The organism is Pseudomonas sp. 210_17 TE3656 (assembly GCF_054821965.1).
Window position 1 is genome coordinate 915,303 of sequence record NZ_JBTRBC010000001.1, and the last position, 23,411, is coordinate 938,713.

General features: G+C 63.8%; 10 protein-coding genes. 5 read left to right on the top strand and 5 right to left on the bottom strand.

Annotated features, from left to right (window positions below):
• Positions 1-21: 21 nt before the first annotated feature.
• On the bottom strand, positions 22-1,644 hold the full coding sequence (gene pvdP / locus ACVI9W_RS04385; protein WP_461529305.1) for a pyoverdine maturation tyrosinase PvdP: 1,623 nt from the start codon (positions 1,642-1,644) through the stop codon (positions 22-24).
• Positions 1,645-1,789: 145 nt separating this feature from the next.
• Here pvdP and ACVI9W_RS04390 point away from each other — a divergent pair, with 145 nt between their 5' ends.
• Positions 1,790-2,755 (top strand): siderophore-interacting protein, encoded by a 966-nt coding sequence (locus tag ACVI9W_RS04390; protein WP_461529306.1) that lies wholly within the window; start codon positions 1,790-1,792, stop codon positions 2,753-2,755.
• A gap of 95 nt (positions 2,756-2,850) precedes the next feature.
• Here ACVI9W_RS04390 and ACVI9W_RS04395 read toward each other — a convergent pair whose 3' ends face one another.
• From ACVI9W_RS04395 to ACVI9W_RS04405, 3 genes are all read right to left on the bottom strand, one after another.
• The gene (locus ACVI9W_RS04395) at positions 2,851-4,263 is read right to left on the bottom strand and encodes a diaminobutyrate--2-oxoglutarate transaminase (protein ID WP_461529307.1); all 1,413 of its coding nucleotides are present in this window, start codon (positions 4,261-4,263) and stop codon (positions 2,851-2,853) included.
• A gap of 119 nt (positions 4,264-4,382) precedes the next feature.
• Positions 4,383-5,705, bottom strand: coding sequence for an ATP-binding protein (locus ACVI9W_RS04400; RefSeq protein ID WP_461529308.1), 1,323 nt, complete (start codon positions 5,703-5,705; stop codon positions 4,383-4,385).
• Entirely contained in the window at positions 5,702-6,385 is a 684-nt protein-coding gene (locus ACVI9W_RS04405) for a response regulator (RefSeq protein WP_422417968.1), read from the bottom strand. The genes ACVI9W_RS04400 and ACVI9W_RS04405 overlap by 4 nt, the downstream gene beginning before the upstream one ends.
• Positions 6,386-6,557: 172 nt before the next feature.
• Here ACVI9W_RS04405 and dsbD point away from each other — a divergent pair, with 172 nt between their 5' ends.
• From dsbD to ACVI9W_RS04425, 4 genes are all read left to right on the top strand, one after another.
• Positions 6,558-8,270 (top strand): protein-disulfide reductase DsbD, encoded by a 1,713-nt coding sequence (gene dsbD / locus ACVI9W_RS04410; RefSeq protein WP_461529309.1) that lies wholly within the window; start codon positions 6,558-6,560, stop codon positions 8,268-8,270.
• Positions 8,270-9,127, top strand: a complete 858-nt coding sequence (locus tag ACVI9W_RS04415) for a TlpA family protein disulfide reductase (RefSeq protein WP_461529310.1) — start codon at positions 8,270-8,272, stop codon at positions 9,125-9,127. The genes dsbD and ACVI9W_RS04415 overlap by 1 nt, the downstream gene beginning before the upstream one ends.
• Positions 9,112-9,876 (top strand): thiol:disulfide interchange protein DsbG, encoded by a 765-nt coding sequence (gene dsbG / locus ACVI9W_RS04420; RefSeq protein WP_461529311.1) that lies wholly within the window; start codon positions 9,112-9,114, stop codon positions 9,874-9,876. The genes ACVI9W_RS04415 and dsbG overlap by 16 nt, the downstream gene beginning before the upstream one ends.
• A 75-nt stretch (positions 9,877-9,951) precedes the next feature.
• Complete coding sequence (locus tag ACVI9W_RS04425) at positions 9,952-10,431, top strand: YkgB family protein (RefSeq protein WP_461529312.1); 480 nt, start codon at positions 9,952-9,954, stop codon at positions 10,429-10,431.
• A gap of 3 nt (positions 10,432-10,434) precedes the next feature.
• On the opposite strand, the gene ACVI9W_RS04430 is transcribed toward ACVI9W_RS04425, so the two are convergent.
• Positions 10,435-23,379 carry a non-ribosomal peptide synthetase gene (locus ACVI9W_RS04430; RefSeq protein WP_461529313.1) on the bottom strand — a complete coding sequence of 4,315 codons (12,945 nt, stop codon included), beginning with the start codon at positions 23,377-23,379 and terminating at the stop codon, positions 10,435-10,437.
• Positions 23,380-23,411 lie beyond the last annotated feature (32 nt).

Below are 23,411 nucleotides of genomic sequence, written 5' to 3' on the forward strand. Positions count from 1 at the left end.
GCTTGCCCCGCGATCAAATGCTCAGGAAATGATCCCACGCAACGACAGATGCCGCGCATACCATGGCCGTTGCGGCACTCGACGGGTCAGGTCACCGATCTTTTCGTCTTCGCCATAGGTGATACGCAGCGCCAGTTTCATGGTTTCCACATCCATCTCCACCGACTTGCCAGGCAAGGTCCCGGGCACGGTGCTGCAGCCATGGGTCACCGGCCCCAGCCAGGGATCGTCGACCTCGACCCAGCGCCCCGGGGCAAACCATTTCACGCCATTGACCTCAAGCCTGCGCACCTGGCCTGGGTTGTGCCGCTCATGGGCGCGATACCAGTCTTCGATACGGTCGTCGATCCAGCCATGAAAGCCCCAGAATACCGGGTTCACATGCGAAGAGAACGGATCGCCAAGGAAGTCGTTTTGCGCGCCGAACCAGCGCGAAGCAAAGTCAGCCGGATCGCGGGCAAAAGGTACCGGTGCACCGTTGACCGGATCCCGAGGTATCGAGGCCCAGCACATGTGCAACCAGTCATGCAGGTTCATCTCCAGCTCTGAGCCGAACGTACCCAGCGTCAGTTTCGACAGGTAGAGCGGATCCTGGTACTGCGACTCCCAGACCTGGAAGTTACTGCAGAACGTTTCACCGGTCTTGATCGCCGATACCCACTGGCCATAGGCATCATCGCCCGGCGCCTGCCAGGTCGGCGGTACGCAGTAGCCATCATGGTTGTCGAAGTAGCGGGCGAAGCCCTGACGGTCCTGCTCGACGTTGGGTTTTGGCAAGGGGAAATGGCTCCAGGACGGCAGGTCCTGCAGGGTGCGGGCAGTCGCGAGCATGTCCCGGTGCATGAACAGAAAATCGATCCCCGATCCATTGCGATGTTTGCGTGGGCCACGGGCATCGCGCTCCTGGTCCCGAGGCCCGGGTTGCCAGCCCAGCCCACGCAAGGCGCCGCGCTTTTCTTCGGACAGGGTGTGCCACTTGTCCCGGGTCGCATGCCAGAGCTGGTGAAACAGACGGTGCTCGGCGCTGATCACCCAGGCCTGCATTTGCGGGGTATAGGGCAAGCGTTCACGGGCCTCGGGGAACAGACGCTTGACCGCGACAAAGTGGCTGTCCAGCAGTGGCAAAGCCATGGAGCGGTCCAGCGGCTGCAGGCGGCCGCTCAAAGTGCCGCTGCCGGCATTGGCAAAACTGCCCCAGACTTCATCCAGACTGGCAATGCACTCATAGTCGGTGCCGCCCTGATTGCTCAGCAGACGCCAACGCACTTGCGCGCTGGAGGCACCAACCAGGTCACCCACTACCCGATACGCCACCGGCCCCGGCCCCTCAAGGCGGCTCTTTTCATCGACGAAGCCACGCAGTCCACGGCCCTTGCTTGCAACGTCCAGGTACAGTTGCAACCCTTGCTCAGGCAAGCCGGTAAGCCCGCCCTGGCTGCCGTAAACGCGCAGATCCCAGACCCCGCGCAGCTGGTCCGCCAATTGCTGACCGGCGACATCGGCCAATTCGACACTGGCCTCACCTGGCGTGACGATATCGTCCTCAGGGTCATGGGTCAGTTCCTTGTACGCGTAATAGGCCGCTGGCACCGCTGCACCCGCCACTGCCAGGCCCGCTATGAATCCTCGTCGCGATATCGTCATTGTCCTACCCGTGTCCGCCATAAAGCAGGCTTTATCCAAGCTAGGACGTATCCTGGAACGGAAAATTTAACGGCTGGACCGGCGGCTAATTCAGCTGTGCAGGGATTCGTTTCTCAGGTGAATTCTCTGCAAAAGGGTATCGCTCATGTCCTCTTCCACCTCCTTGGCCAGCGCTTTGGGCAACGGCCTGCGCAAGCTGGTTGGCAAACCGGCCAGGCCCAGTGGCTACCGCATGTTCGACGTCCAGCTCAAGGCAATAATTCGCCTGAGCCCATCGCTCACCCGCTTTGTTTTCAGCGGTGACGACGTCGCGCAAATGCACACCCTGGCCGCCGACCAGCGCATCAAGATTTTCTTTCCCGGCGCCAACGGCCAGCCACCGCAATTGCCCAAGCAAGGCTCCTGGCAAGAAGCCCGGCGTGGCCTGGATGCCCAGAGCAGCCCGCCGATGCGTACCTACACCATCCGCGCCCTGCGGCGTGAGGCGCTGGAGGTGGATGTCGACTTTGTCCTGCATGGCGTCAACGGCCCCGCCTCGGCTTGGGCGACCCAGGCCTGCATCGGTGACCGCCTGCAGATGGTCGCGCCCAATCTGGCCTTCGCTGGCGACCCCGGTGGTTACGAATGGCGACCGCCCAAGGACCTGCGCACCTTGCTGCTGGTCGGAGACGAAACCGCCCTGCCCGCCATCGCCGGCATTCTCGAACAAATGGTCTTGGACTATCCCAAGGTACCGGTGCAGGCATTCATTGAAGTGCCCGGCGAACAGGACTGTCTTGATTTGACCTGCAGCGCGGCGACTGAGCTGCACTGGCTACCGCGCGACGTGCTCAACGGTGAACATGGCGATGCGATGATTCATGCCGTGCGCGAACTGGCACGACTGCCTCGTAGACAGCTCGACAACACCGATGCACTTGAGGACGTCGATATCGACCAGCAGATTCTCTGGGAGCGTGGACTGCCCGGCGATGGTGAGTTCCATGCCTGGATTGCCGGTGAGTCTGCTGCGGTAATGGGTATCCGCCGCTTCCTGGTCCAGGAGCGGGGGTTGGACCGCAAAACATTGACCTTGATGGGTTACTGGCGTGCTGGGCGCTCGTTCGATTGAGGAACTGATCGCGGGGCAAGCCCGCTCCCACAGGGGTTGTGTGATCTCTGTGGGAGCGGCGGTGCGACGATTCGACTTGCCCCGCGATCGCGCTGTCAGCGGCTGGCCACAGCCGCAGCCAGCGCCCGCCCGAATCGCGCAGCCACTTCATCGATCTGCTCGGCAGTGATCACCAACGGCGGTAGGAAGCGCACAACAGCCCCCTGACGCCCTCCCAGCTCAAGAATCAGACCACGCTTGAGGCACTCACGCTGAACCAGCGGTGCCAACTGCGGGCACGCGGCCGGGTGGCCCAGGGCATCCTTGGCACTTTCCGGATCGACCAGCTCGACGCCGAGCATCAGGCCACGGCCACGAATATCGCCCAGTTGCGCAAAGTCCTTCTGCAGATGGCGCAGATGCCCGCTCAGGCGTTCACCCATTGCCTGGGCATGGGCGCACAGATCGTGATCCTTGATGTATTTCATCACCGCCGAACCGGCAGCCATGGCCATCTGGTTGCCGCGGAACGTCCCGGCATGTGCCCCCGGTTGCCAGGTATCCAGCCACTGGCGGTAGACCACTACCGCCAGGGGCAGGCTGCCACCAATGGCTTTGGACATCACCACCACATCAGGAACGATGCCTGCGTGTTCGAAGGCAAACATCTTGCCGGTACGCGCAAACCCACTCTGGATCTCATCGACGATCAAGGCCACACCGGCTTTCTCGGTAATCCGCCGCACGCCGCGCAGCCATTCCAGATCCGCCGGAATCACCCCGCCTTCGCCTTGCACCGCCTCGACGATGACCGCGGCCGGCAATTGCACACCGCCTTCCGGGTCGGTCAGCAAGTTCTCCAGATAATGCAGGTTGACCTTGACCCCCGCCTCGCCGCCCAGACCGAACGGGCAACGGTAGTCATAGGGATACGGCAGAAACTGCACGCCATTGCTCAGCAGTCCGGCCAACGGCTTTTTCGGTGCCAGGCTGCCCATCAGGCTCAGGGCTCCCTGGGACATGCCGTGATAGCCTCCCTGGAACGACAGCACGGTGGTGCGACCGGTCGCGGTGCGCACCAGCTTCAGGGCCGCCTCCACTGCATCGGTACCGGTCGGCCCGCAGAACTGGATCTTCGCTTCGTCACGCAACGCCTGCGGCAACAGGCCGAACAGGTCCTGGACGAACTGGTCCTTGACCGGTGTGGTGAGGTCGAGGGTATGCAGGGGCAGTTCGTCAGCCAGCACCTGCTGGATTGCCTCGATCACCACCGGGTGGTTGTGGCCCAGCGCCAGAGTCCCGGCCCCCGCCAGGCAGTCGATGAACTGACGCCCTTCGACATCTTCGACATACAGGCCACGAGCCTTTTTCAGCGCCAGGGGAATGCGTCGCGGGTAACTGCGGGCATTGGACTCTTGCTGTTTTTGCCGGGCCAGCAGGGGCGATTCTTCGAAGTGATAAAGCGTTTCGGCAGCGGCCACGTCCGAAGACTCCGGCAGCGGCTGGGCAAGGCTGATAGCGACTGACATCTGGGAAAACCCTCGCAAGCAAGCGGATGTGCCCGTCACGCGCCTGTCACCAGATGTGTGTCGGGTTGTTATCGCTTGAAAAACGCTTCAGCGCCTTGCGGATTTAGCCCCCCGTTCAACTACTGCGCACGTAAAGGGATACGCAAGAGCACCCGCAGACCATCATTGCGGCTGTCGAAGCGCAAGGATCCGGCACAGCGCTGAACGATGGCCTGGACAATCGCCAACCCCAGCCCGCAACCGCCGCTCTGGCCATTGCGCCAGAATCGCTCGGTAAGGTGTTCAAGGTCCTGCTCGACGATACCCGGGCCGTGGTCACGCACCAGGAAGGCCACCTGACCCTTGTCCATCTGCACCGCCAGTTCCACCGGCGCCGGGCCACGGGTGTGGCGCAAGGCATTGTCCAGCAGGTTGCGCAAGGCAGTCACGGCCAGTGGCGAAGGCATACCAAGGTAGGCCTGGGCGGCCTCCGGCGCCAATTGCAGGTCAATGCGCTGCGAATCACCGAGCCCGGTGTCCTGGATCGCCTGGCGAGCCACTTGTTCGGCGCTGCACTGCACCCCGTCCTCAAACGACAGGCTGCCTTCAACCCGCGCCAGCAGCAGCAACTGTTCCAGGGTCCGGTGCAAGCGGTCAGCACCCTGCTCGGCGTGCTCCAGGGCCTGCTCACGAACCGCGCCATCGGTCATTCGGGCCACCTGCAGGTGGGTCTTGATGGCGGTCAGCGGCGTGCGCAACTCATGGGCGGCATCATCGGTCAGACGCCGTTCGCGTTCGATTGTCTGGGCAATACGCAAAAACAGCTGGTTCTGGGTATCCAGCAGCGGTTGCAATTCGCTGGGCAAGGCGCGTACTTGCAACGGTTCAAGCGCATCAGGGCTACGCCTGCGCAGGGCATCACGCATGCGGTTGAGCGGTGCCAGGCCCTTGCCGATACCGATCCAGAGCAACCCAAGGGTGCCAAGCAAGGCGACAAACACCGGCGCCGAAGCCGCCAACAAGATCGAGCGATTCAGCGCCTCACGCTCCTGGTGACGGTCGGCCGTGGTGATGCGGACATCACCGCGGTAATAGGTAAACGTGCGCCAGCGCGCGCCCTCGATAGTCTGGTCGCGAAAACCACTGCGATCGTCGTCGAGGGTGTGTCCCTGACTATGATTGCGGGCAATGATCTCACCACGTAACGAGCTGACCTGACAGGCCATGCCATCCGGCACACTGAGCTGGTCGGCACTCAACTTTGTGCCCTCGCCCTTGGCCGTCAGTGGCTGCGGCAACTGATCGATCAGGCCGGCAACCATACGCGCCGAAGCCACCAGACGCTGATCGAGGGAAAACATCATCTGATAGCGCAGGTCGCGCAGCATCCAGGCCGCCGCCAGGGCCCAGATGAGCACGAAGGCGGTGCCGAGGATCAGTGTCAGGCGTACACGCAGGCTCATGACTGCTCGACCTCCGGCAACTGCGCCGGCCCCAGGCGATAACCCAGGCCGCGTACGGTTTCGACGATGCCATTGCCCAATTTGCGGCGCAGGTGATGAATGTGCACGTTCAAGGCGTTGCTCTCGACCTCGTCACCAAAGCCGTAGACGCTGTCCTTGAGCTGCTCGCTGGACAGCACCCGGCCACGGTTGTGCAACAGCGCCTGCAACAGCGCCTGCTCGCGTCGTGACAGGTCGACCGGCGTACCTCCCAGACAGGTTTCGCGACTGCTGGGGTCGTAGCTGAGCGGGCCGTGCTCGATGATATTGACCGCGCGCCCGGCCGAGCGGCGCAACAGGGTATGCAGACGCGCGGCCAGCTCACGCAGGTCGAAGGGCTTTAGCAGGTAATCGTCGGCACCGGCCTGCAGGCCGTCGACCCGGTCGGTAACCGCGTCGCGGGCAGTGAGCACCAGCACCGGCAGGCTCTCGCCCTGCTGACGCAGGCGCTGCAACAGTTTGAGACCGTCTTCGTCGGGCAAGCCCAGGTCCAGCACCATGACATCGAAAGCTGCAGCCTGGAGCATGGCCTGGGCCGCAGCCGCTGTGGCAACCCTGTCCACGGTCATGCCCTGGGCAGTCAACCCCGCGGCGATACCGCTGGCAATCAGGTCGTCATCCTCGCAGAGCAGTACGTGCATGGTCGGTCTCGATGCTAAAAGTGGCAGTGAAGCGCAGGCGGATTAAGTCAGGATTATGCCGCGCCAGCAGCGGATCGTCGCGGTCCGGGCGACAATCGACGCTTATGGGTTAACACTCGGTTAATCGCGCTCGGCCAGGATCGGGCACTTATCGCACTACCAAGGCTTAGAGATGCGCACGTTACTAATTGCCCTGATGCTCCTGTTCAGCAGCCTGACTCAGGCCAACCCCTTTGCCCAAAGCGACTTTCTGCCGGTGGACAAGGCGTTCGTGTTCAGCAGCGAGCGCCTGGATTCCGGACAGATGCGCCTGCACTGGAAAATCACCGATGGTTACTATCTTTACCAGAAGCGCCTGAAGTTCGACGGCCTGCCCGTCGAGCAGCAGCCCGCCTTGCCAGAGGCCTTGCCCCATCAGGACGAGTTCTTCGGCGAGACCCTGGTATATCGCGGCGAACTTGAACTGATCCTGCCCGCCTCCGCCACAGGCCAGTTGCGCATGGGCTGGCAAGGCTGTGCCGATGCCGGCTTGTGCTATCCGCCGCAGACCAATCTGGTCAGCTTGAGCAGCGCTGCTGTCGATGAGCAAGAACAAGCCAGCGATCAGGCCCTGGCCGGCGGTCTGCAGCAGTCGGGCCTGGCCTGGAGCCTGCTGGCCTTTTTGGGCTTGGGCCTGTTGCTGGCCTTTACCCCCTGCTCGTTGCCGATGCTGCCGATTCTCGCCGGGCTGGTCCTCGGTAATGGCGTGAGTGCCCGCCGTGGCTGGGCGCTGGCCAGCGTTTACGTACTGAGTATGGCGCTGGTGTACGCCGCCCTCGGGGTGATTGCCGCGTTGCTGGGGGGAAGCCTTCAGGCCTGGCTGCAGCAGCCCTGGTTGCTCGGCAGCCTGGCCGGCCTGTTTGTGTTGCTGGCCTTGCCGATGTTCGGTGCTTTCGAGCTGCAGTTGCCGGCCTGGTTGCGTGATCGCCTGGAACGCGCCGGCCACGGTACCCGCGGCGGCAACCTGTATGGCGCAGCCTTGCTCGGTGCACTTTCGGGGCTGTTGATGGGCCCGTGCATGACCGCGCCCCTGGCCGGCGCCCTGCTGTACATTGCCCAGAGCGGCAATGCCGTGCACGGCGGGTTGGTGCTGTTCACCCTCGGCATCGGCATGGGCTTGCCGCTGTTGCTGCTGGTGACCCTGGGCAATCGCTACCTGCCGCGCCCCGGCCCGTGGATGAACCTGGTCAAGGGTCTGTTCGGCTTCGTGTTCCTGGCCATGGCCCTGTATACCCTGCGCACCGTGCTGGAGCCTTCGCTGTGGCTGGGCCTGGCCGGCGCCTGGCTGATCGCTCTGGCCTGGGCGGCATGGCCCGCATTGCATGGTCTGCGGCCAATCCGCGCGTTGCCGCTGCTGCTGGGCTTCTGGGGCAGCCTGCTGGTGATCGGTGCCGCCGCCGGTGGCGACGACCCCTGGCAACCGCTACAGCCCTTCCGCGCCGGTAGCTCCACGGTGGTTGCCAGCGCTGTCCACAGCGATGCATTCATCACCGTCAGTCAGCCGGCTGACCTGCAACGCGAACTGGACACCGCCAAGGCCCAGGGGCAGTGGGTGATGCTTGACTACTACGCCGACTGGTGCGTGTCGTGCAAGGTCATGGAGAAACAGGTATTCGCCCGCGCCGATGTGCTGGCCGCGCTGAACGGCGTACGCTTGCTACGCCTGGATGTGACCGCCGATGCGCCCTCCAGCCGCGAATTGCTGCAGCGTTACCAGGTGCCCGGCCCGCCCAGCCTGATCTGGATCGGCCCGGAGGGCAACGAGCGCCGCAGCCGGCGCATCACCGGTGAAATCGATGCGAAGAACTTCCTCGAACAGTGGGCCCAGACCCGGAGTCAAGGCTGATGCTGACGGTAAACCTCGGGCCGCTGACCATGGCCGTCGATCATCTGTTGCTAGTCTGCGCACTGGCTTTGGCCACCCTGGTCGGCTGGCGTGTGGCCAAACGCGGTGGCGACAACCCTGAATCGGTGCTGTTCGGCCTGTTCCTGCTGGGCCTGCTGGGGGCCCGCCTGGGGTTCGTGCTCAGCTACTGGCCGATGTACCGCGACGATCCACTGCAGATTGTCGACCTGCGCGACGGCGGTTTTCTGCTCTGGCCGGGTTTGCTGGTGGTGGCCATCGGTGCGTTGTGGCAAGGCTGGCGCCGCTCGAGCTTACGCCGTCCGCTGGGCTGGGGCCTGTTCAGCGGTGTGCTGTTCTGGCTACTCGGCAGCCTGGCCAGCCACCTCTATGAACAAGGCACGCAATTACCGGAGATGAGCCTGCACAAGGCCGATGGTCAGGCGGTGCAACTGACTTCCTACCGAGGCCGGCCGCTGGTCATCAACCTCTGGGCCACCTGGTGCCCGCCCTGCCGTCGGGAAATGCCGGTATTGCAACAGGCGCAACACGAACACCCGGACATCACCTTCCTGTTCGTCAACCAGGGCGAAACCCCGCAGACGGTCAGCACCTTTCTCGCCACCACCGGGCTGAACCTGTCCCATGTGCTGTTTGACGGCGGTGGCCAGCTGGCCCAACAGGTCGGTTCCATGGCCCTGCCCACCACCCTGTTCTACGACGCCGACGGGCGCCTGGTCGGCAGCCATCTGGGCGAGCTGTCGCGGGCAAGCCTGAGCCACGCCCTGGAATCTTTTGAGCGCACTCCTGCGCCCGTCGCCACCCACCCTTCAAGGAATGACACATGCACCCTTTGCTGAAACTGCCACTGACTCTGACCTTCGGCCTGCTGGCCAGCCAGGCTGCCATGGCCGAAACCCTGCCCAAGGCCGTGCAGCAAATGGAAGCCAAGGGCGTGAAGATCAAAGGCAGCTTCGATGCCCCCAACGGCCTGCGCGGTTACGCGGCCGAGTACCAGAACCGGGGGATGGCCCTGTACCTGACACCCGATGGCAAACATGTGCTGGTCGGCAGCCTGTTCGATGAACAAGGCCAGGACCTCAGCGAAGCACCGCTGGAAAAGCTGGTCTATGCGCCGATGTCCAAAGAGGTCTGGGCGAAGATGGAAAAGGCCGCCTGGATCGCCGACGGCAAGGCCGATGCACCACGCGTCGTCTATCTGTTCAGCGACCCCAACTGCCCGTACTGCAATATGTTCTGGGAGCAGGCACGTCCCTGGGTCGAGTCGGGCAAAGTGCAGTTGCGCCACATCATGGTCGGCATCATCCGTGAAGACAGCCCGGGCAAATCGGCGGCGCTGCTGGCCAGCAATGATCCGGTCCAGGCCCTTAAGAAACACGAGAGCGCTGGCAAGGCCAGCACGCTCAAAGCACTGGAGAAGATCCCCGCTGCCGTGCAAAGCAAGCTCGACGGCAACCAGGCATTGATGGAGGAACTGGGATTGGCGGCGACCCCGGCGATCTTCTACCTGGATGAGCAGCAGCAACTGCAAACGCAGCAAGGCGCGCCACGCCCGGAACTGCTCGGGAAGATTCTGGGTAAACGTTAAGCCACTGACAGCAGGTTGTAACACCAGCACGAGCAAGGCGTCTGGAGAGTACCCCTAACCGAAAAGGAACTCTCCATGACCCGCCCCGCCTACCTCAACGCCTTTGTGCGCTCTTCCCTCGACATCACGTTGCTACGCCTGAGCCTGATCGTGATTTTCATCGGTTTCGGCTACACCAAATGGTTCGCCTATGAAGCCCAGGCGCTCATTCCGCTGATCGACAACAGTCCATTGCTGTCCTGGATGCATCCCGCCTTCGGGATCCAGGGCGCCAGCTATGCCCTTGGCGTAGCCGAGTGGGCAATCGGCGCCGCGTTGCTGATCGGTTTCTGGCAACCGCGCTGGGCGGTGGCCGGGGCGCTCGGTTCGGCGATCACCTACCTGACCACCCTGACCCTGATCCTGAGCACTCCCGGTGGCTGGGAGAGCAGCGCCGGCGGCTTTCCGGCCATGGGTAGCTCGACGTCCTTTCTGATCAAGGACGCCGTGCTGCTGGCCGCCTCGGTCGTGTTGCTCAAACACGACCTGCAACGTACCTGCCCCACCACCGCCTAGCCACTAGAGCGCCTCAAGCTCGGCCATCAGGTCACTGAGCCGGTCGACCTTGTCGTCGCTCAGCTCACTGGCCTTGAGGCCTTCCACGTAGCTCGCCAGCGCCTCAACGGTGCTGCACTCGAACATCGCCCGCAACGGCACGTTCAGTTGCAGCGCCTTCTGCACCCTCGAAGCGATCTGCGTAGCCAGCAGGGAGTGGCCGCCCAACTCGAAGAAGTTGTCGCGCACCCCGACCTGCCCGACCTTGAGCACCTCGGCCCAGATCGTCGCCAGTGTCTGCTCCAGTTCGTTGCGCGGAGCGAGGAAGTCCTGACTCTGCTGAGCGGCGAAATCAACGCTTGGCAGCGCCTTGCGGTCGAGCTTGCCGTTGGCATTGAGCGGCAGTTGCTTGAGCCAGGCCCAGTGCAGCGGAACCATGTACTCGGGCAGTTCAGCACGCAAGCGTTGCTTGATCAGGTCGAGCAGTACACTGCTGTCCGCTGCCGCATCGCTGGCCACCAGATAGCCCACCAGATGCTTGCCATTGACCCCTTCCTGAACCCCCACCGCTGCGTCGCGCACCTCGGCCTGTTCATGCAGGCGCGCTTCGATCTCACCCAGCTCGATACGGTAGCCACGGATCTTCACCTGATGGTCAATGCGCCCGACGTATTCGAGCACGCCATCCGCACGGCGCCGCGCCAGGTCACCTGTGCGGTACAGGCGTTCGCCCGCTGCCCCGAATGGATGCGGAATGAATGCCAGGGCGGTGCGCAGCGGGTCGCTGACATAACCGCGCCCGACGCCGGTACCGGCCACACAGAGCTCACCGACGGCCCCCAGTGGCACCAGTTGCTGATCGTCACCGAGCAGGTACAGGCGGTTGTTGTCGGTCGGCGTACCAATTGGCAGATAGCTGCCTCGGGTCGAAGCGGCATCGACACGGAAAAACGCCACGTCATCGGAACATTCTGCCGGGCCGTAAGCATTGACCAGGCCGATCTGCGGATAGCGCTGCAGCCACTGCGACGCCAGCTCGGGTGGCATCGCCTCCCCGGTTGGCAGCATCCAGCGCAAGCCGTCGAGTTGCTGATGCTCGTTGACGAGCATGCCCTGGATCAGTGACGGCACGCTTTCCAGCACCGTGATCCCGCAGGCCTGAACGTGCTCAAGCAGGCCCTGGGGATCGTGGGCAATGCTGTTGGGCACAATCGCCACCTGAGCACCGAACAACGGCGCGGCGAGGAACTGCCAGACGGAAATGTCGAAACTCTGCGAGGCGGTCTGGGCAATCACGTCGTGTTCGTCCAGTTGCAGGTACGGCACCTTGCTCAACTGGTTGTTGAGCATGCCGCGCTGCTCGACCATCACGCCCTTCGGCAAGCCCGTGGAGCCGGAGGTGTAGATCACGTAGGCGAGGTTGTCCGGGGCGCTGTAGATGCCTGGGTTGACCTCGGATAGCTCGGCGTTCTGCACCTGCTCCCAGACCAGCAACTTCGGCCGCCCCGCGCAGGCCAGTTCATCCAGCAGCGCGCGGCCCTGCTCGGCGCAGGCCTGACTGCAGACCAGCACTGGCGTACGGCTGAGTTCGACGATGCGTTGCAGGCGCGCCGTCGGCAAGCCCGGATCAAGCGGCAAGTACCCGGCACCCGCCTTGAAGCTGCCGACGATCATCCCCAGCAACGGCAAATCGCGCTCGGCCAGCAGCGCCACCGGCTGGTCGATACTCACCCCGGCAGCCAAAAGCGCATGCCCCAGGCGGTTGGCCTGGCGATTGAGCTGCGTATAGCTGATCGACTGTTCCAGACACCGTGCGGCAGTACGCTGCGGATGGACAGCGACCCGCGCCTCGAACAGCGCTACGTAACTCTGCTCCAGCGGGTAATCCCGTTCGCTGCGGTTGCAGTCTTCCAACAGCAAACGGCGCTCCTGTTCACCCAGCAACGCCAGCTCGCTCATGTCGCCGTGGAAACCATCGGCCAGGGCCAGCAACAGACGCTTGAACTCGGCCAGCAAGCGCTCGACCGTCGAGGTGTCGAAATAGCGCTGATCGAACGACAGGTGCAGCCCCAGGTCATCGCCGGGGTAGCAGACTGCAGTCAGCGGGAAGTTGGTGTGGGTGCGACCGGAGTCGGAGCTGGCATTCAGGTGTTGCGCACGGTCCAGTACCGAGACTTCCACCGGAGCGTTCTCGAACACGAACAGGCTGTCGAACAATGGCTGGCCCTTGGGCAGCTCACTGCAGTCCTGAATGCTCACCAGCGGCAGATACTCGTATTCGCGCAACTCCATGTTGCGTTCGAACAAGCCCTTGAGCCATTGGCGCACACTGCAACGCTGACCCGCCGCCGGCAGTTGCACGCGCAGGGCGATACTGTTGATGAACAGCCCGACCGTGCGCTGCATCTGCGGCATGCTCACCGGACGACCGGCCACGGTGACCCCGAACAGCACGTCGCGCTCGCCGCTATAACGGCTCAATACCAGCGCCCAGGCCGCCTGGGCAAAGGTGTTGACGGTCAACTGATGGGCCTGGGCCAGCTCACGCAGGTGCGCCCCTTCAGTCACATCAAGGCGGGTGTAACAGTCACCGACGATCATCCCGGCGTTCTCGGCGCCATGATCACGCAGCAGCGGCCGGTCGCTCGGCACCGCGGTGCTGCGCTCGAAGCCCTGCAGGTTGTCGCGCCACCACTGACGCGCAGCGTCGAGGTCCTGGTGCTGCAGCCAGCTGATGTAGTCGCGGTAGCGCGGCGGCACTGGCAACTGCGCCTCGCGGCCTTCGCCCAGGGCCATGTACAGCTCGAAGAAATCGTTCATCAGCAACGAGCGGCACCAGGCATCGATGAGGATGTGGTGGTTGCTCATCATGAACCAGTAGCGGTCCTCACCGACGCGGATCAGACGCAAGTGGAACGGCGCCTGTTGCAGCAGATCGAAGCCTGCTTCGCGCTCCCGCTTGTGCAGGGCCTGCAGGCGCACTTCCTGCTCGACTTCGCTGATGTCGGTCCAGTCCAGATAGTCGAGCGCAGTACCGCCCGGTTTGTGGATGATCTGCAGCATGGCTTCGCCAGCGTTCCAGCTGAACGACGCACGCAGGGCTTCGTGGCGCGCAACCACCGCTTGCCAGGCCTGGGCAAAGCGCTGCGGGTCGAGGGCGCTGTTGATCCGGTAGCGGTCCTGCATGTAGTAGATGCCGGTGCCGGGCTCAAGCAGGGTATGCAGCAACAGCCCTTCCTGCATGGGCGTCAGTGGGTACACATCTTCGATCTGCGCCGCAGGCACGGGCAGGCTGTCGATCTGCTCCTGGGTCAGTTGCGCCAGGGGGAAGTCCGAAGGCGTGAAGCTGCCGTTGCCGGGGTTCAGGCAGTGCTCGATCAGGCCGAGCAGTTCGGTTTTATAAGCCTCGGCCAGTTGCTCAATGGTGCGTTGCTCATAGCGCTCACGGCTGAAAGTCCAGCGCAGCTGCAATTCACCGGCGTAGACCTGGCCATCGACACTCAACCAGTTGGGCAGCGGCGCCTCCGGGTCATGGGCCTCGCCGGCTGCTTCATCCACCGGCTGGAACAGCGCATCGGCCTGGAATTGCTGGTCGAACTGGCCGAGGTAGTTGAAGGTGATCCGCGCTTGCGGCAAGGCCGCCATGCTTTCGCGTACCGCAGTATCGGCGAGGTAACGCAGCACGCCGTAACCCAGGCCCTTGTGCGGCACCTGACGCAGTTGTTCCTTGATTGCCTTGATCGACGCACCGGCGTCAGCCGCAGGGCTCAGGCTCAATGGATAGGCACTGGTGAACCAGCCGACACTGCGGGTCAGGTCCATGTCCTCGAAGAGGTTTTCCCGGCCATGGCCTTCCAGTTGCACCAGCACCGAAGTGTCGCCGCTCCAGCGGCACAGCACCCGGGCCAGGGCGGTCAGCAACAGGTCGTTGACCTGAGTATGGTAGGCCGCTGGCGCTTCCTTGAGCAGTTGCCGGGTCTGTGTGGCATCCAGGCGCAAGCTCAGGGTGTGTGCCTGCTTGTGCAGGTTCGTCCCTTGCGGATGGTCGCATGGCAGTTCACGGTGAGCGGCGCTCAGTTGGTTCTGCCACCAGTGCTGTTCTTCGCGCAATGAATCACTGCCGGCATAGGCCTGCAGGCGTGTGGCCCAATCGCTCATGGCGCGGGTTTTGGCCGCCAATGCCTGGCCACGGTAAAGCGCCTGCAAATCCTCAAGCAGCACCCGCCACGACACCCCATCAACCACCAAATGATGGATCGCTAACAGCAAGCGCTGCTGCCCCTCAACGTCTTCGACCAGCAACGCCCGCAACAGTGGACCGTTGCCCAGGTCCAGGCTGCGCTGCACGTCGCTGTACAGCGGCTGGCAATCGGCAAAGCTGTTGACCGACACCTGCCAGAACAGCTCACGGCTTTCACCCTGAACATAGTCGCCCTGCCACTGGCCATCCGGCGCGCTAAAGCGCAGGCGCAGCGCGTCGTGATGTTCGACCAGTTGCTGCAAGGCCTGCTCCAGCGCCTTGGGCGTCAGACGCTCGGCCGGCGCCAGCAATACCGCCTGGTTCCAGTGCTGGGGCTGCGCTACATCGCTGTCGAAGAACCAGTGCTGGATCGGCGTCAGCGCCGCACGACCACTCAGTGGCCCTTGATCGACCGGGTTGTCGTCGCTGCGGCGCACCACACTGGCCAAGGTCTGGATGGTCTGGTGCTGGAACAGGTCGCGCGGGGTGAAATGCAGCCCTGCCTGACGCGCACGGCTGACCACCTGGATCGACAGGATCGAGTCACCACCCAGTTCGAAGAAGTTGTCCTGCAAGCCGACCCGCGGCACGTTCAACACATCGCGCCAGAGGTCGGCCAGCTGCTGTTCCAGCACACTGCGCGGTGCTTCATAGTGCTCACGCCCGTGCTCCAGATCAGGTGCAGGCAGGGCACGACGGTCAAGCTTGCCATTGCCCATCAGTGGCATCTGCTCCAGCAGTACCAGATGGCTGGGCACCATGTAGTCCGGCAGGTGCAGTCGAAGCTGGGCCTTCAGTGCATCACGCAGCACAGCCTGCACAGCGCTATCGCCATGAGCCTGATCGCAGACCAGGTAACCGACCAACTGTTTGCCGCCCGGCATGTCCAGGGCCTGCACGACTGCCTCGCGAACCGCTGGATGCTCCAGCAGGCGCGTCTCGATTTCCCCCAGTTCGATACGGAAACCACGAATCTTCACCTGATGGTCGATTCGGCCAACGTACTCGACCAGCCCATCGGCGCCCTGACGCACCAGGTCGCCGGTACGGTACAAGCGCCCGCCTTGAGTACTGAACGGGTCGGCGACAAAGCGTTCGGCACTGAGCCCCGGCCGTTCATGGTAACCCTGGGCCAGGCCGGCGCCGCCGACATACAGCTCGCCGATACCGCCCTGGGGTAACAGCGCCAGATCGGCATCGAGAATGTACGCCACCCGGGCACCGACCACGCTGCCGATCGGCACGCTGCCGGCACCGGCTGGCAACTGTTCCGGCGCCAGGCACGCCAGCGGCATGACCACGGTTTCGGTCGGCCCATAGGCGTTGAAGAACTGCTGTGGCGTGAACGCCTGGCGGATCCGCTGCAGGTGCTCAGCGGTCAGGGCTTCGCCACCGGTGATGCACAGGCGCACCGGCAGGGTCTCGTTGCGGCTGGCCAGCCACTGCGCCAGTTGGCTGCCATAGCTCGGGGTAAAGCCGAGAACCGACACCTGCTGTTCGCGAATCAAGGTGCAGATCTCTTCGGCGTCCCATTGCCCCTGGGCGCGCAAGACCACACGCGCGCCACACAGCAGCGGCACCAGCAAGCGCTCGGTAGCGGCGTCAAAGTTGATCGAATAGAAGTGCAGTTCGCAGTCGTCACTACGCATGCCGAAACGTTCGATGACCGCCTGGCAATGCATGGCGATCTCGCCACGGCTGACCACCACGCCCTTGGGCTTGCCGGTGGAGCCTGACGTGTAGATCAGGTAGGCCTGATGGCCCGGCAGACTCTGTGTGATCAGCGGCTCGCGACTGACATTGGCCAGCGCTGGCCCGTCGTCTTCCAGGCTCCAGCGATCGACCCAGTCCGGCAGTTCGCCCAGCGCCGCGAACAGGCTGCGCTGCCCCAGCAACAGGCTGATGCCGCTGTCTTCTATCATGTAGTGCAGGCGTTCCAGCGGGTACTCCGGGTCCAGCGGCACATAGGCGCCACCGGCCTTGAGGATCGCCAGCAAGCCCACGACCATTTCCAGCGAGCGCTCCACTGCCAGGCCTACCCGTACCTGCGGGCCCACCCCGCGCTCGCGCAGGACCCGGGCCAACTGGTTGGCCCGGGCGTCCAGCTCGGCATAGCTCAGGTGCTGAGCGGCAAAGGTTAGTGCCAGGGCCTGTGGCTGAAGTGCCGCTTGCGCACTGAATAGGCCTTCGATGGTCTGCCCCAGGTCTGCATCAAGGTCGCCTTCGAGGCTGGCACGCAGCTGCTGTTGTTCAGTGCTGGCCAGCATCGGCAACTCGCACAGGCGCTGCTCGGGATTGTCGAGCATGGCCGCCAGCAGGTTCTGCCAGTGGGCCGCCATCTGCGCGATGCGCGGCTCGTCGAACAGGTCGCAGCTGTAGGTCAGGCAGCAGCCCAGACGCCGGTCGAGGTCGGTGACTTCCAGGTTGAGGTCGAACTTGGTCGCCCGCGCGTCGTTGACCAGGTAATCCACCTGCATGCCCGACAATTGCCGGCTCTGCTGGAACTCCCAGCGCTGCACGTTGCACATCACCTGGAACAACGGGTTGTAGGCGGTGCTGCGCGCAGGTTGCAAGGCTTCGACCAGTTGATCGAACGGCAGGTCCTGGTGCGACTGGCCTTCGATCACGGTCTGGCGGACCTGATCGATCAGCTCAGCGACGCGCATCTGCCCAGTGAGCTGGCAGCGCAGCACCTGGGTGTTGAGGAAGGCGCCGATCAGCCCCTCGCTTTCCGGACGGATGCGGTTGGCCACCGGCGCGCCGATGCGCAGGTCTTGCTGTGCGCTGTAGCGATAGAGCAGCACCGCCAGGGTTGCCGTCATGGTCATGAACAGGGTCAGGCCGCGCTCGGCATTGAAGGCGCGAACCCGCGCTGCCAGTTGCGGGCTGAGGTCAAAGCGATAGAGCTCGCCACGGTGACTTTGCAGTGCTGGCCGTGGACGGTCGGTGGGCAGCTCCAGCACCGGGTGCTCATCACCAAGCCTGGTTTTCCAGTAATCCAGCTGACGCTGGCCTTCACCGGCCTCCAGCCATTGGCGCTGCCAGACGCTGTAATCCAGGTACTGCACCGGCAACGCCGGCAGCGGCGATTCACGCTCATCGACAAAGGCTTCGTACAGCTCGCCCAGCTCGCGGGCGAAGATGTCCATGGCCCAGCCTTCAGTGACGATGTGGTGCAAGGTCAGGACAAAATAGTGCTCATGCTCGTCGGCCTTGACCAGGCAGGCACGCAGCAGCGGGCCGCGCTCCAGGTCGAAGGGTTGATGCGCCTGCTCATCGGCGAAGGCCTGCAGACGCTGCTCGCGCTGGGCGGGGTTGTCGGCGGAAAAATCCTGCCAGTGCATTTGCAGCGTGCTGTCGCTGTGCACGCACTGGTATGGCACGCCGTCGATGCTCGGGAAGGTGGTGCGCAGGGTCTCATGGCGCACGATCAGGGTTTGCAAGGCCTGCTCGAAGCGGCTGACATCCAGCACCCCACGCAGTCGGGCCATACCGCCGACGTTGTAGGCCGGGCTGTCCGGTTCCATCTGCCAGAGGAACCACATGCGTTGCTGGGAGTAAGACAACGGCACAGCCTGGCGACGGTCGATCCGCGCGATCTCGCCCTGCAGGTTATGTGCGCCGCTGTGCTGTATACGTTCGACCTCGCGGGCAAATGCGCCCAGCTCGCTGGCGTCGAACAATACCCGCAGCGGCAACTCGACGTTGCACGCCTGGCGGGTGCGAGAAATGATCTGGGTCGCCAGCAGCGAATGGCCGCCGAGGGCAAAGAAGTCGTCCTGCAGGCCGACCTGTTGCAGCCCCAGCACTTCGCGCCAAATCGCCGCGATCTGCTGTTGCAGCGCGGTGCTCGGTTCGATGTGTTCACGGGTGGTCCAGAGCGGTTCCGGCAGTGCTTTGCGCTCGACCTTGCCGCTTGGGCCCAGGGGCATCTGCGCCAGGTGCATCAACAACGCCGGGACCATATAGGCCGGCAGTTGCTCTGCCAATGCCGCCAACAGTCCGGCATTGTTTTCCACGCCGCTGTAATAGCCAACCAGTTGCGCCCCGGCGACGGTCTGGCGAATCAGCACCAGCGCCTGCTCAACACCTGGCTGGTTGAGCAGACAGGCCTCCACTTCCTCAGGCTCGACGCGAAAGCCGCGCAGTTTCACCTGCTGGTCAAGCCGGCCCAGGTACTCCAGGGCTCCCAGCGACGCCACCCAGCGCGTCCGGTCACCACTGCGGTAGAGACGCTGGCCATCACCTTCCGGGTGCGGCACGAAACGTTCGGCAGTCAGCCCCGGCCTGCCGAGATAGCCGCGTGCCAGCCCGGCCCCACCGAGCAACAACTCGCCCGGAACGCCCGGGGCAGTGAGCTGCAACTCCTCATCGACAACCCGGCAAACGACGTTGGCCAACGGCCGGCCAATCGGCGAGCGCGCGCCATCGGCCTCGCTGCACTGCCAGTGAGTGACGTTGATCGCGGTTTCGGTCGGGCCATAACGGTTATGCAGCGCCACCTGCGGCAGCACTTGCAGCACCCGGTCACGCAGTGCGGCAGACAACGCCTCACCGCCGGAGAACAGACGGCGCAAACTGGTGCAGCTCGCCGCCAGTGGCTCTTGAACAAAGACCTGCAGCAAGGCTGGAACAAAGTGCAAGGTGGTCACGGCATGCTCGCGCACCAGCGCGGCAATACGCTGTGGATCACGGTGCTCGCCGGGGCCTGCCAGTACCAGTTTGCAGCCACTGACCAGCGGCCAGAAGCACTCCCAGACCGAAACGTCGAAGCTGATCGGCGCTTTCTGCATCAGCACGTCGTGCTCATCCAGCGCATAGCGTTCCTGCATCCACTGCAGACGTTCGGCCAGTGCCGCATGGGTGTTGCCGACGCCCTTGGGTTGCCCGGTGGAGCCGGAGGTATAGATCACATAGGCGAGGTTATCGCCGTGCAGGTGCAGCCCCGGTGGCTGGCACGGCCAGCTGTCGAGATTGAGCTGATCCATGGCAATGGCACTGACCCCATCCACTTGCGGCAGGCGCTCCAGCACCTCGCTGTGGCTGAGCAACAGGCTCGCACCACAGTCGGCGAGCATGTAAGCCAGGCGTTCGCCCGGGTAATCGACGTCCAGCGGCACATAGGCGCCACCGGCCTTGAGAATCGCCAGCACACCGATCAGCAACTGCGGCGAACGTTCGGCGGCAATCGCCACGCAGACATCCGGGCCGACGCCCTTGTCGCGCAGATAATGGGCCAGGCGGTTGGCCTGCTGGTGCATGCCGGCGTAGTCGAGCGCGCCGCCCTCCCACACCAGCGCAGTACGCTGCGGCGTCAGCCGTGCCTGCTCATTGAGTTGCTCGACGACCCACTGTTGCGCTGCAGGCGCCGGTGCCTGCCCCCACTGCAGCAGTTGCTCACGCGCTTGCGCATCGAGCAGTTGCAGGTCGCCGATCGCTAACGTCGGCAGCGCACAGACCTGCTCCAGCAAGCTCAGCAGGTGTGCGGCCAGACGCTGCACGCTGGCGGCGTCGAACAGCTCGCTGGCGTAGTCGAAGGACAGCGACAGGCGCCCCTGGTGGTCTTCCTCGCTGTGCAGTTGCAGGTCGAACTTGGCCTCGCGGCTGTGCCATGGCAGCTCTTCGGCGAGCAACCCGGGCAGGCGGCGCAAAGCACTCAGATCGCGCTGCTGGTGGTTGAACATGACCTGGAACAGGCCCTGCTCACGAGCATCCGGGAAGGCTGCCAGCAATTGCTCGAACGGCAGGTCCTGATGAGCCTGAGCTTGCAGGGTTGTCTGCCGGACCTGGGCCAGCAGGTCGGCGAACGACAGGCGCGAGGTGAACCGGGCACGCAGGACCTGGGTGTTGATGAAAAAGCCGACCAGCCCCTGGGTTTCCAGGCGTGGACGGTTGGCATTAGGCACCCCGACACGGATATCGGCCTGACCGCTGTAGCGGTGCAGCAGGCTCTGGAAACCGGCCAGCAAGATCATGAACAGGGTACTGTCGTACTGGCGGGCGGTACTGCGCAGCGCCTCGGTCAACGCCGTCGGCACCCGCAGGCTCAGGCGTGCAGCCGACTGGTGCTGCTGACTGGAACGCGGGTGGTCGGTGGCAAGGTCGAGCACCGGCTGTTCATCGCCCAGTTGCGCCTGCCAGTAGCTCAGTTGCCGTGTGGCTTCACCCTCGGCCAGCCATTGCCGTTGCCAGCTGCCATAGTCGGCATAATCCAGGGTCAATGCCGGCAACTCGGCCTGTTGCCCCTGGCAGTGGGCGGCGTACAGACGCGAGAATTCGTCGATGAGGATATTCATCGACCAGCCATCGGCAATGATGTGGTGCATGGTGACCCACAGCTGATGCGCTTCGCTGTCCAGGCGCGCCAGGGTCACCCGCAGCAATGGACCGGTTTGCAGATCGAACGGTTGCTGCGCTTCGGCTTCACGTCGCGCCAGTACTGCTTCGCTGTCGAGGTCGCTCAGGTCCAGGTGCTGCACAGTGAGCTCAAGCGCGGGCAGGATACGCTGCAGCGCCTGGCCATCAATCTCGGCAAACACCGTGCGCAGAGATTCATGACGCTCGACCAGGGCCTGGAAGCTGGACTGCAGCGCCGCCTGGTCCAGCTCGCCGCGCAAACGCAGCGCCCCCGGAATGTTATAGGCGGCGCTCTGCGGCTCCAATTGCCAAAGCAGCCACAACCGATTTTGCGCCAGTGACTGCGGCAACGCCTGGGCACGGGCGAGGCGCTCGATCGTCCCCTGCGCCACGCCCGCCTGCTGCGCGGCGGCGACAGCGCTGCAGAAATCGCCCAGCAGAGGCGCATCGAACAGCACGCGCAGGCTCAACTGCAGGTCCAGTTCATCACCCAGGCGGGCGGTTAGCTGGGTGGCGGCAATCGAGTTGCCTCCAAGCAGGAAGAAATGGTCATCGTCGGCGACCTGCTCCACGCCCAGTTGCTCGCACCACAAGCGCGCGATCAGACTGTGCAACGGGTTGCCTTGTAGCGCTTGCGCGACCGCCACCGATTGCCGGGCATCCGGGAAACGCGCATAGCAGTCGAGGCTGCCATCATTGATCCGCAGCCGGCAGGCAGAACGCTGCAGCTTGCCACTGGAAGTCTTCGGCAATGCCCCCGGGTTGAGTAGCAGGACCACCGCCGGGGCTTGCTGGCAGGCATCGGCAATGACCTGACGCAAGGTCTTGATCAGGCTTTGCGGGCTGACGATCTTCTGCACATTGCGGCTGATTTCGACGGCGACACCAATGCCCTCCTCGCCCTGGTCATCGACGGCAAACACCGCCACCCGGCCTTTGCGCAAGACCTCGACTTCACGCTCCAGGGTCTTCTCCAGATCCTGCGGGTAGAGATTGTGCCCCCGTACAATCAGCAAGTCCTTGAGCCGGCCGGTGACAAACAACTCCCCCTCACGGACAAAGCCCAGGTCGCCGGTGCGCAACCAGGTCTGTCCGCCTTGTTCGACAAAGGTCTGCGCAGTCGCTTGCGGGTTGCGCCAGTAGCCTTTGGCAATGCTCGGACCGCAGGCCCAGATCTCGCCAACTTGATTGTCGCCCAGCACCGTCATTTGCTGCGGATCGACGATCTGCACGCCATGCCCGGGCTGGCTGCGCCCGCAACTCATCTGCACCGAGTCATGGCCAGGTTCGGCGCTGTTGCGTGCCAGGGCACCGGCATCCAGGGTCAGCGCAGCAATACCCTGGCCACGGCTACTGCCGCTGACAAACAGGGTTGCCTCCGCCAGACCATAGCTGGCAAAGAAGCTCTGGGCGCTGAAGCCACAGTCAGCGAACTTCTCGGCAAAGGCCTGGAGGCTGTCCTGACGGATCGGCTCGGAACCGGAATAGGCCACCCGCCAGCGGCTCAGGTCGAGCTTGGCTAGCGCCGCACTGCTGACCCGCTCGCTGCACAGCCGATAGGCAAAATCGGGGCCGCCACTGATGGTGCCGCCGTGATCGCTGATCGCCTGCAGCCAACGCTGTGGGCGGGCGAGAAAGTAGGCCGGGGCCATCAGCACGCAAGGCACACCGCTGAAGATCGGTTGCAGCAAACCGCCAATCAGGCCCATATCGTGATACAGCGGCAACCAGCTGACGATGACATCGTCCGGGTTGAGGTCGATGCCGAAGCCATGGCGGATCAGCACCTCGTTGGCCACCAGATTGCCGTGGCTGACCTGCACGCCCTTGGGCAACGCCGTGGACCCGGAGGTGTATTGCAAGAAAGCGATGTCATCGGCTTGCAGCGCGGGTGCCTGCCAGGCATCGGCCAGTGCTGTGTCCAGATGATCGACCGCCAGCAGCTGCGGCGCAGCCTCCTCGGCCAGCACCTCCAGGGCCTGCAGGCTGTCATGCAGGGCGCTGGTGGTCAGCAGCAGGCGCGGTTCGGCATCGTCGATGATCGACAGCAGACGTTCCTGGTGATGACGACGGGCAGACTCTGGCGGGTATGCCGGCACGGCAATGACCCCGGCGTACAGGCAGCCGAAGAAGGCGGCTACGTAATCCGCTCCGCTGGGAAACAGCAGGATGGCGCGGTCACCAAAAGTCGTACGCGCCTGCAAGGCGCCGGCAATGGTCCGCGCACGCAGGTCCAGCTCCCGGTAGGTCAGCACCGCCTCCTCTTGCGGGTCATCGGCCAGAAAGCGCAAGGCAACCCGCTCCGGGGTTTGCGCAGCACGTTGTGCCAGTGCCTGGACCAGCGTAACCGGGAGTTCGAAGGCGTCCGTCATGGGAGGGTTCCTGCCAGAGTCTGTACGTGAAA

Bases quoted from the DNA above. Each gene is read 5' to 3' on its own strand.
- ACVI9W_RS04395 (WP_461529307.1), bottom strand. From the start codon at position 4,263: ATGTCAGTCGCTATCAGCCTTGCCCAGCCGCTGCCGGAGTCTTCGGAC.
- ACVI9W_RS04430 (WP_461529313.1), bottom strand. From the start codon at position 23,379: ATGACGGACGCCTTCGAACTCCCGGTTACGCTGGTCCAGGCACTGGCA.
- pvdP (WP_461529305.1), bottom strand. From the start codon at position 1,644: ATGACGATATCGCGACGAGGATTCATAGCGGGCCTGGCAGTGGCGGGT.
- dsbG (WP_461529311.1), top strand. From the start codon at position 9,112: ATGCACCCTTTGCTGAAACTGCCACTGACTCTGACCTTCGGCCTGCTG.
- ACVI9W_RS04425 (WP_461529312.1), top strand. From the start codon at position 9,952: ATGACCCGCCCCGCCTACCTCAACGCCTTTGTGCGCTCTTCCCTCGAC.
- ACVI9W_RS04405 (WP_422417968.1), bottom strand. From the start codon at position 6,385: ATGCACGTACTGCTCTGCGAGGATGACGACCTGATTGCCAGCGGTATC.
- ACVI9W_RS04415 (WP_461529310.1), top strand. From the start codon at position 8,270: ATGCTGACGGTAAACCTCGGGCCGCTGACCATGGCCGTCGATCATCTG.
- dsbD (WP_461529309.1), top strand. From the start codon at position 6,558: ATGCGCACGTTACTAATTGCCCTGATGCTCCTGTTCAGCAGCCTGACT.
- ACVI9W_RS04390 (WP_461529306.1), top strand. From the start codon at position 1,790: ATGTCCTCTTCCACCTCCTTGGCCAGCGCTTTGGGCAACGGCCTGCGC.
- ACVI9W_RS04400 (WP_461529308.1), bottom strand. From the start codon at position 5,705: ATGAGCCTGCGTGTACGCCTGACACTGATCCTCGGCACCGCCTTCGTG.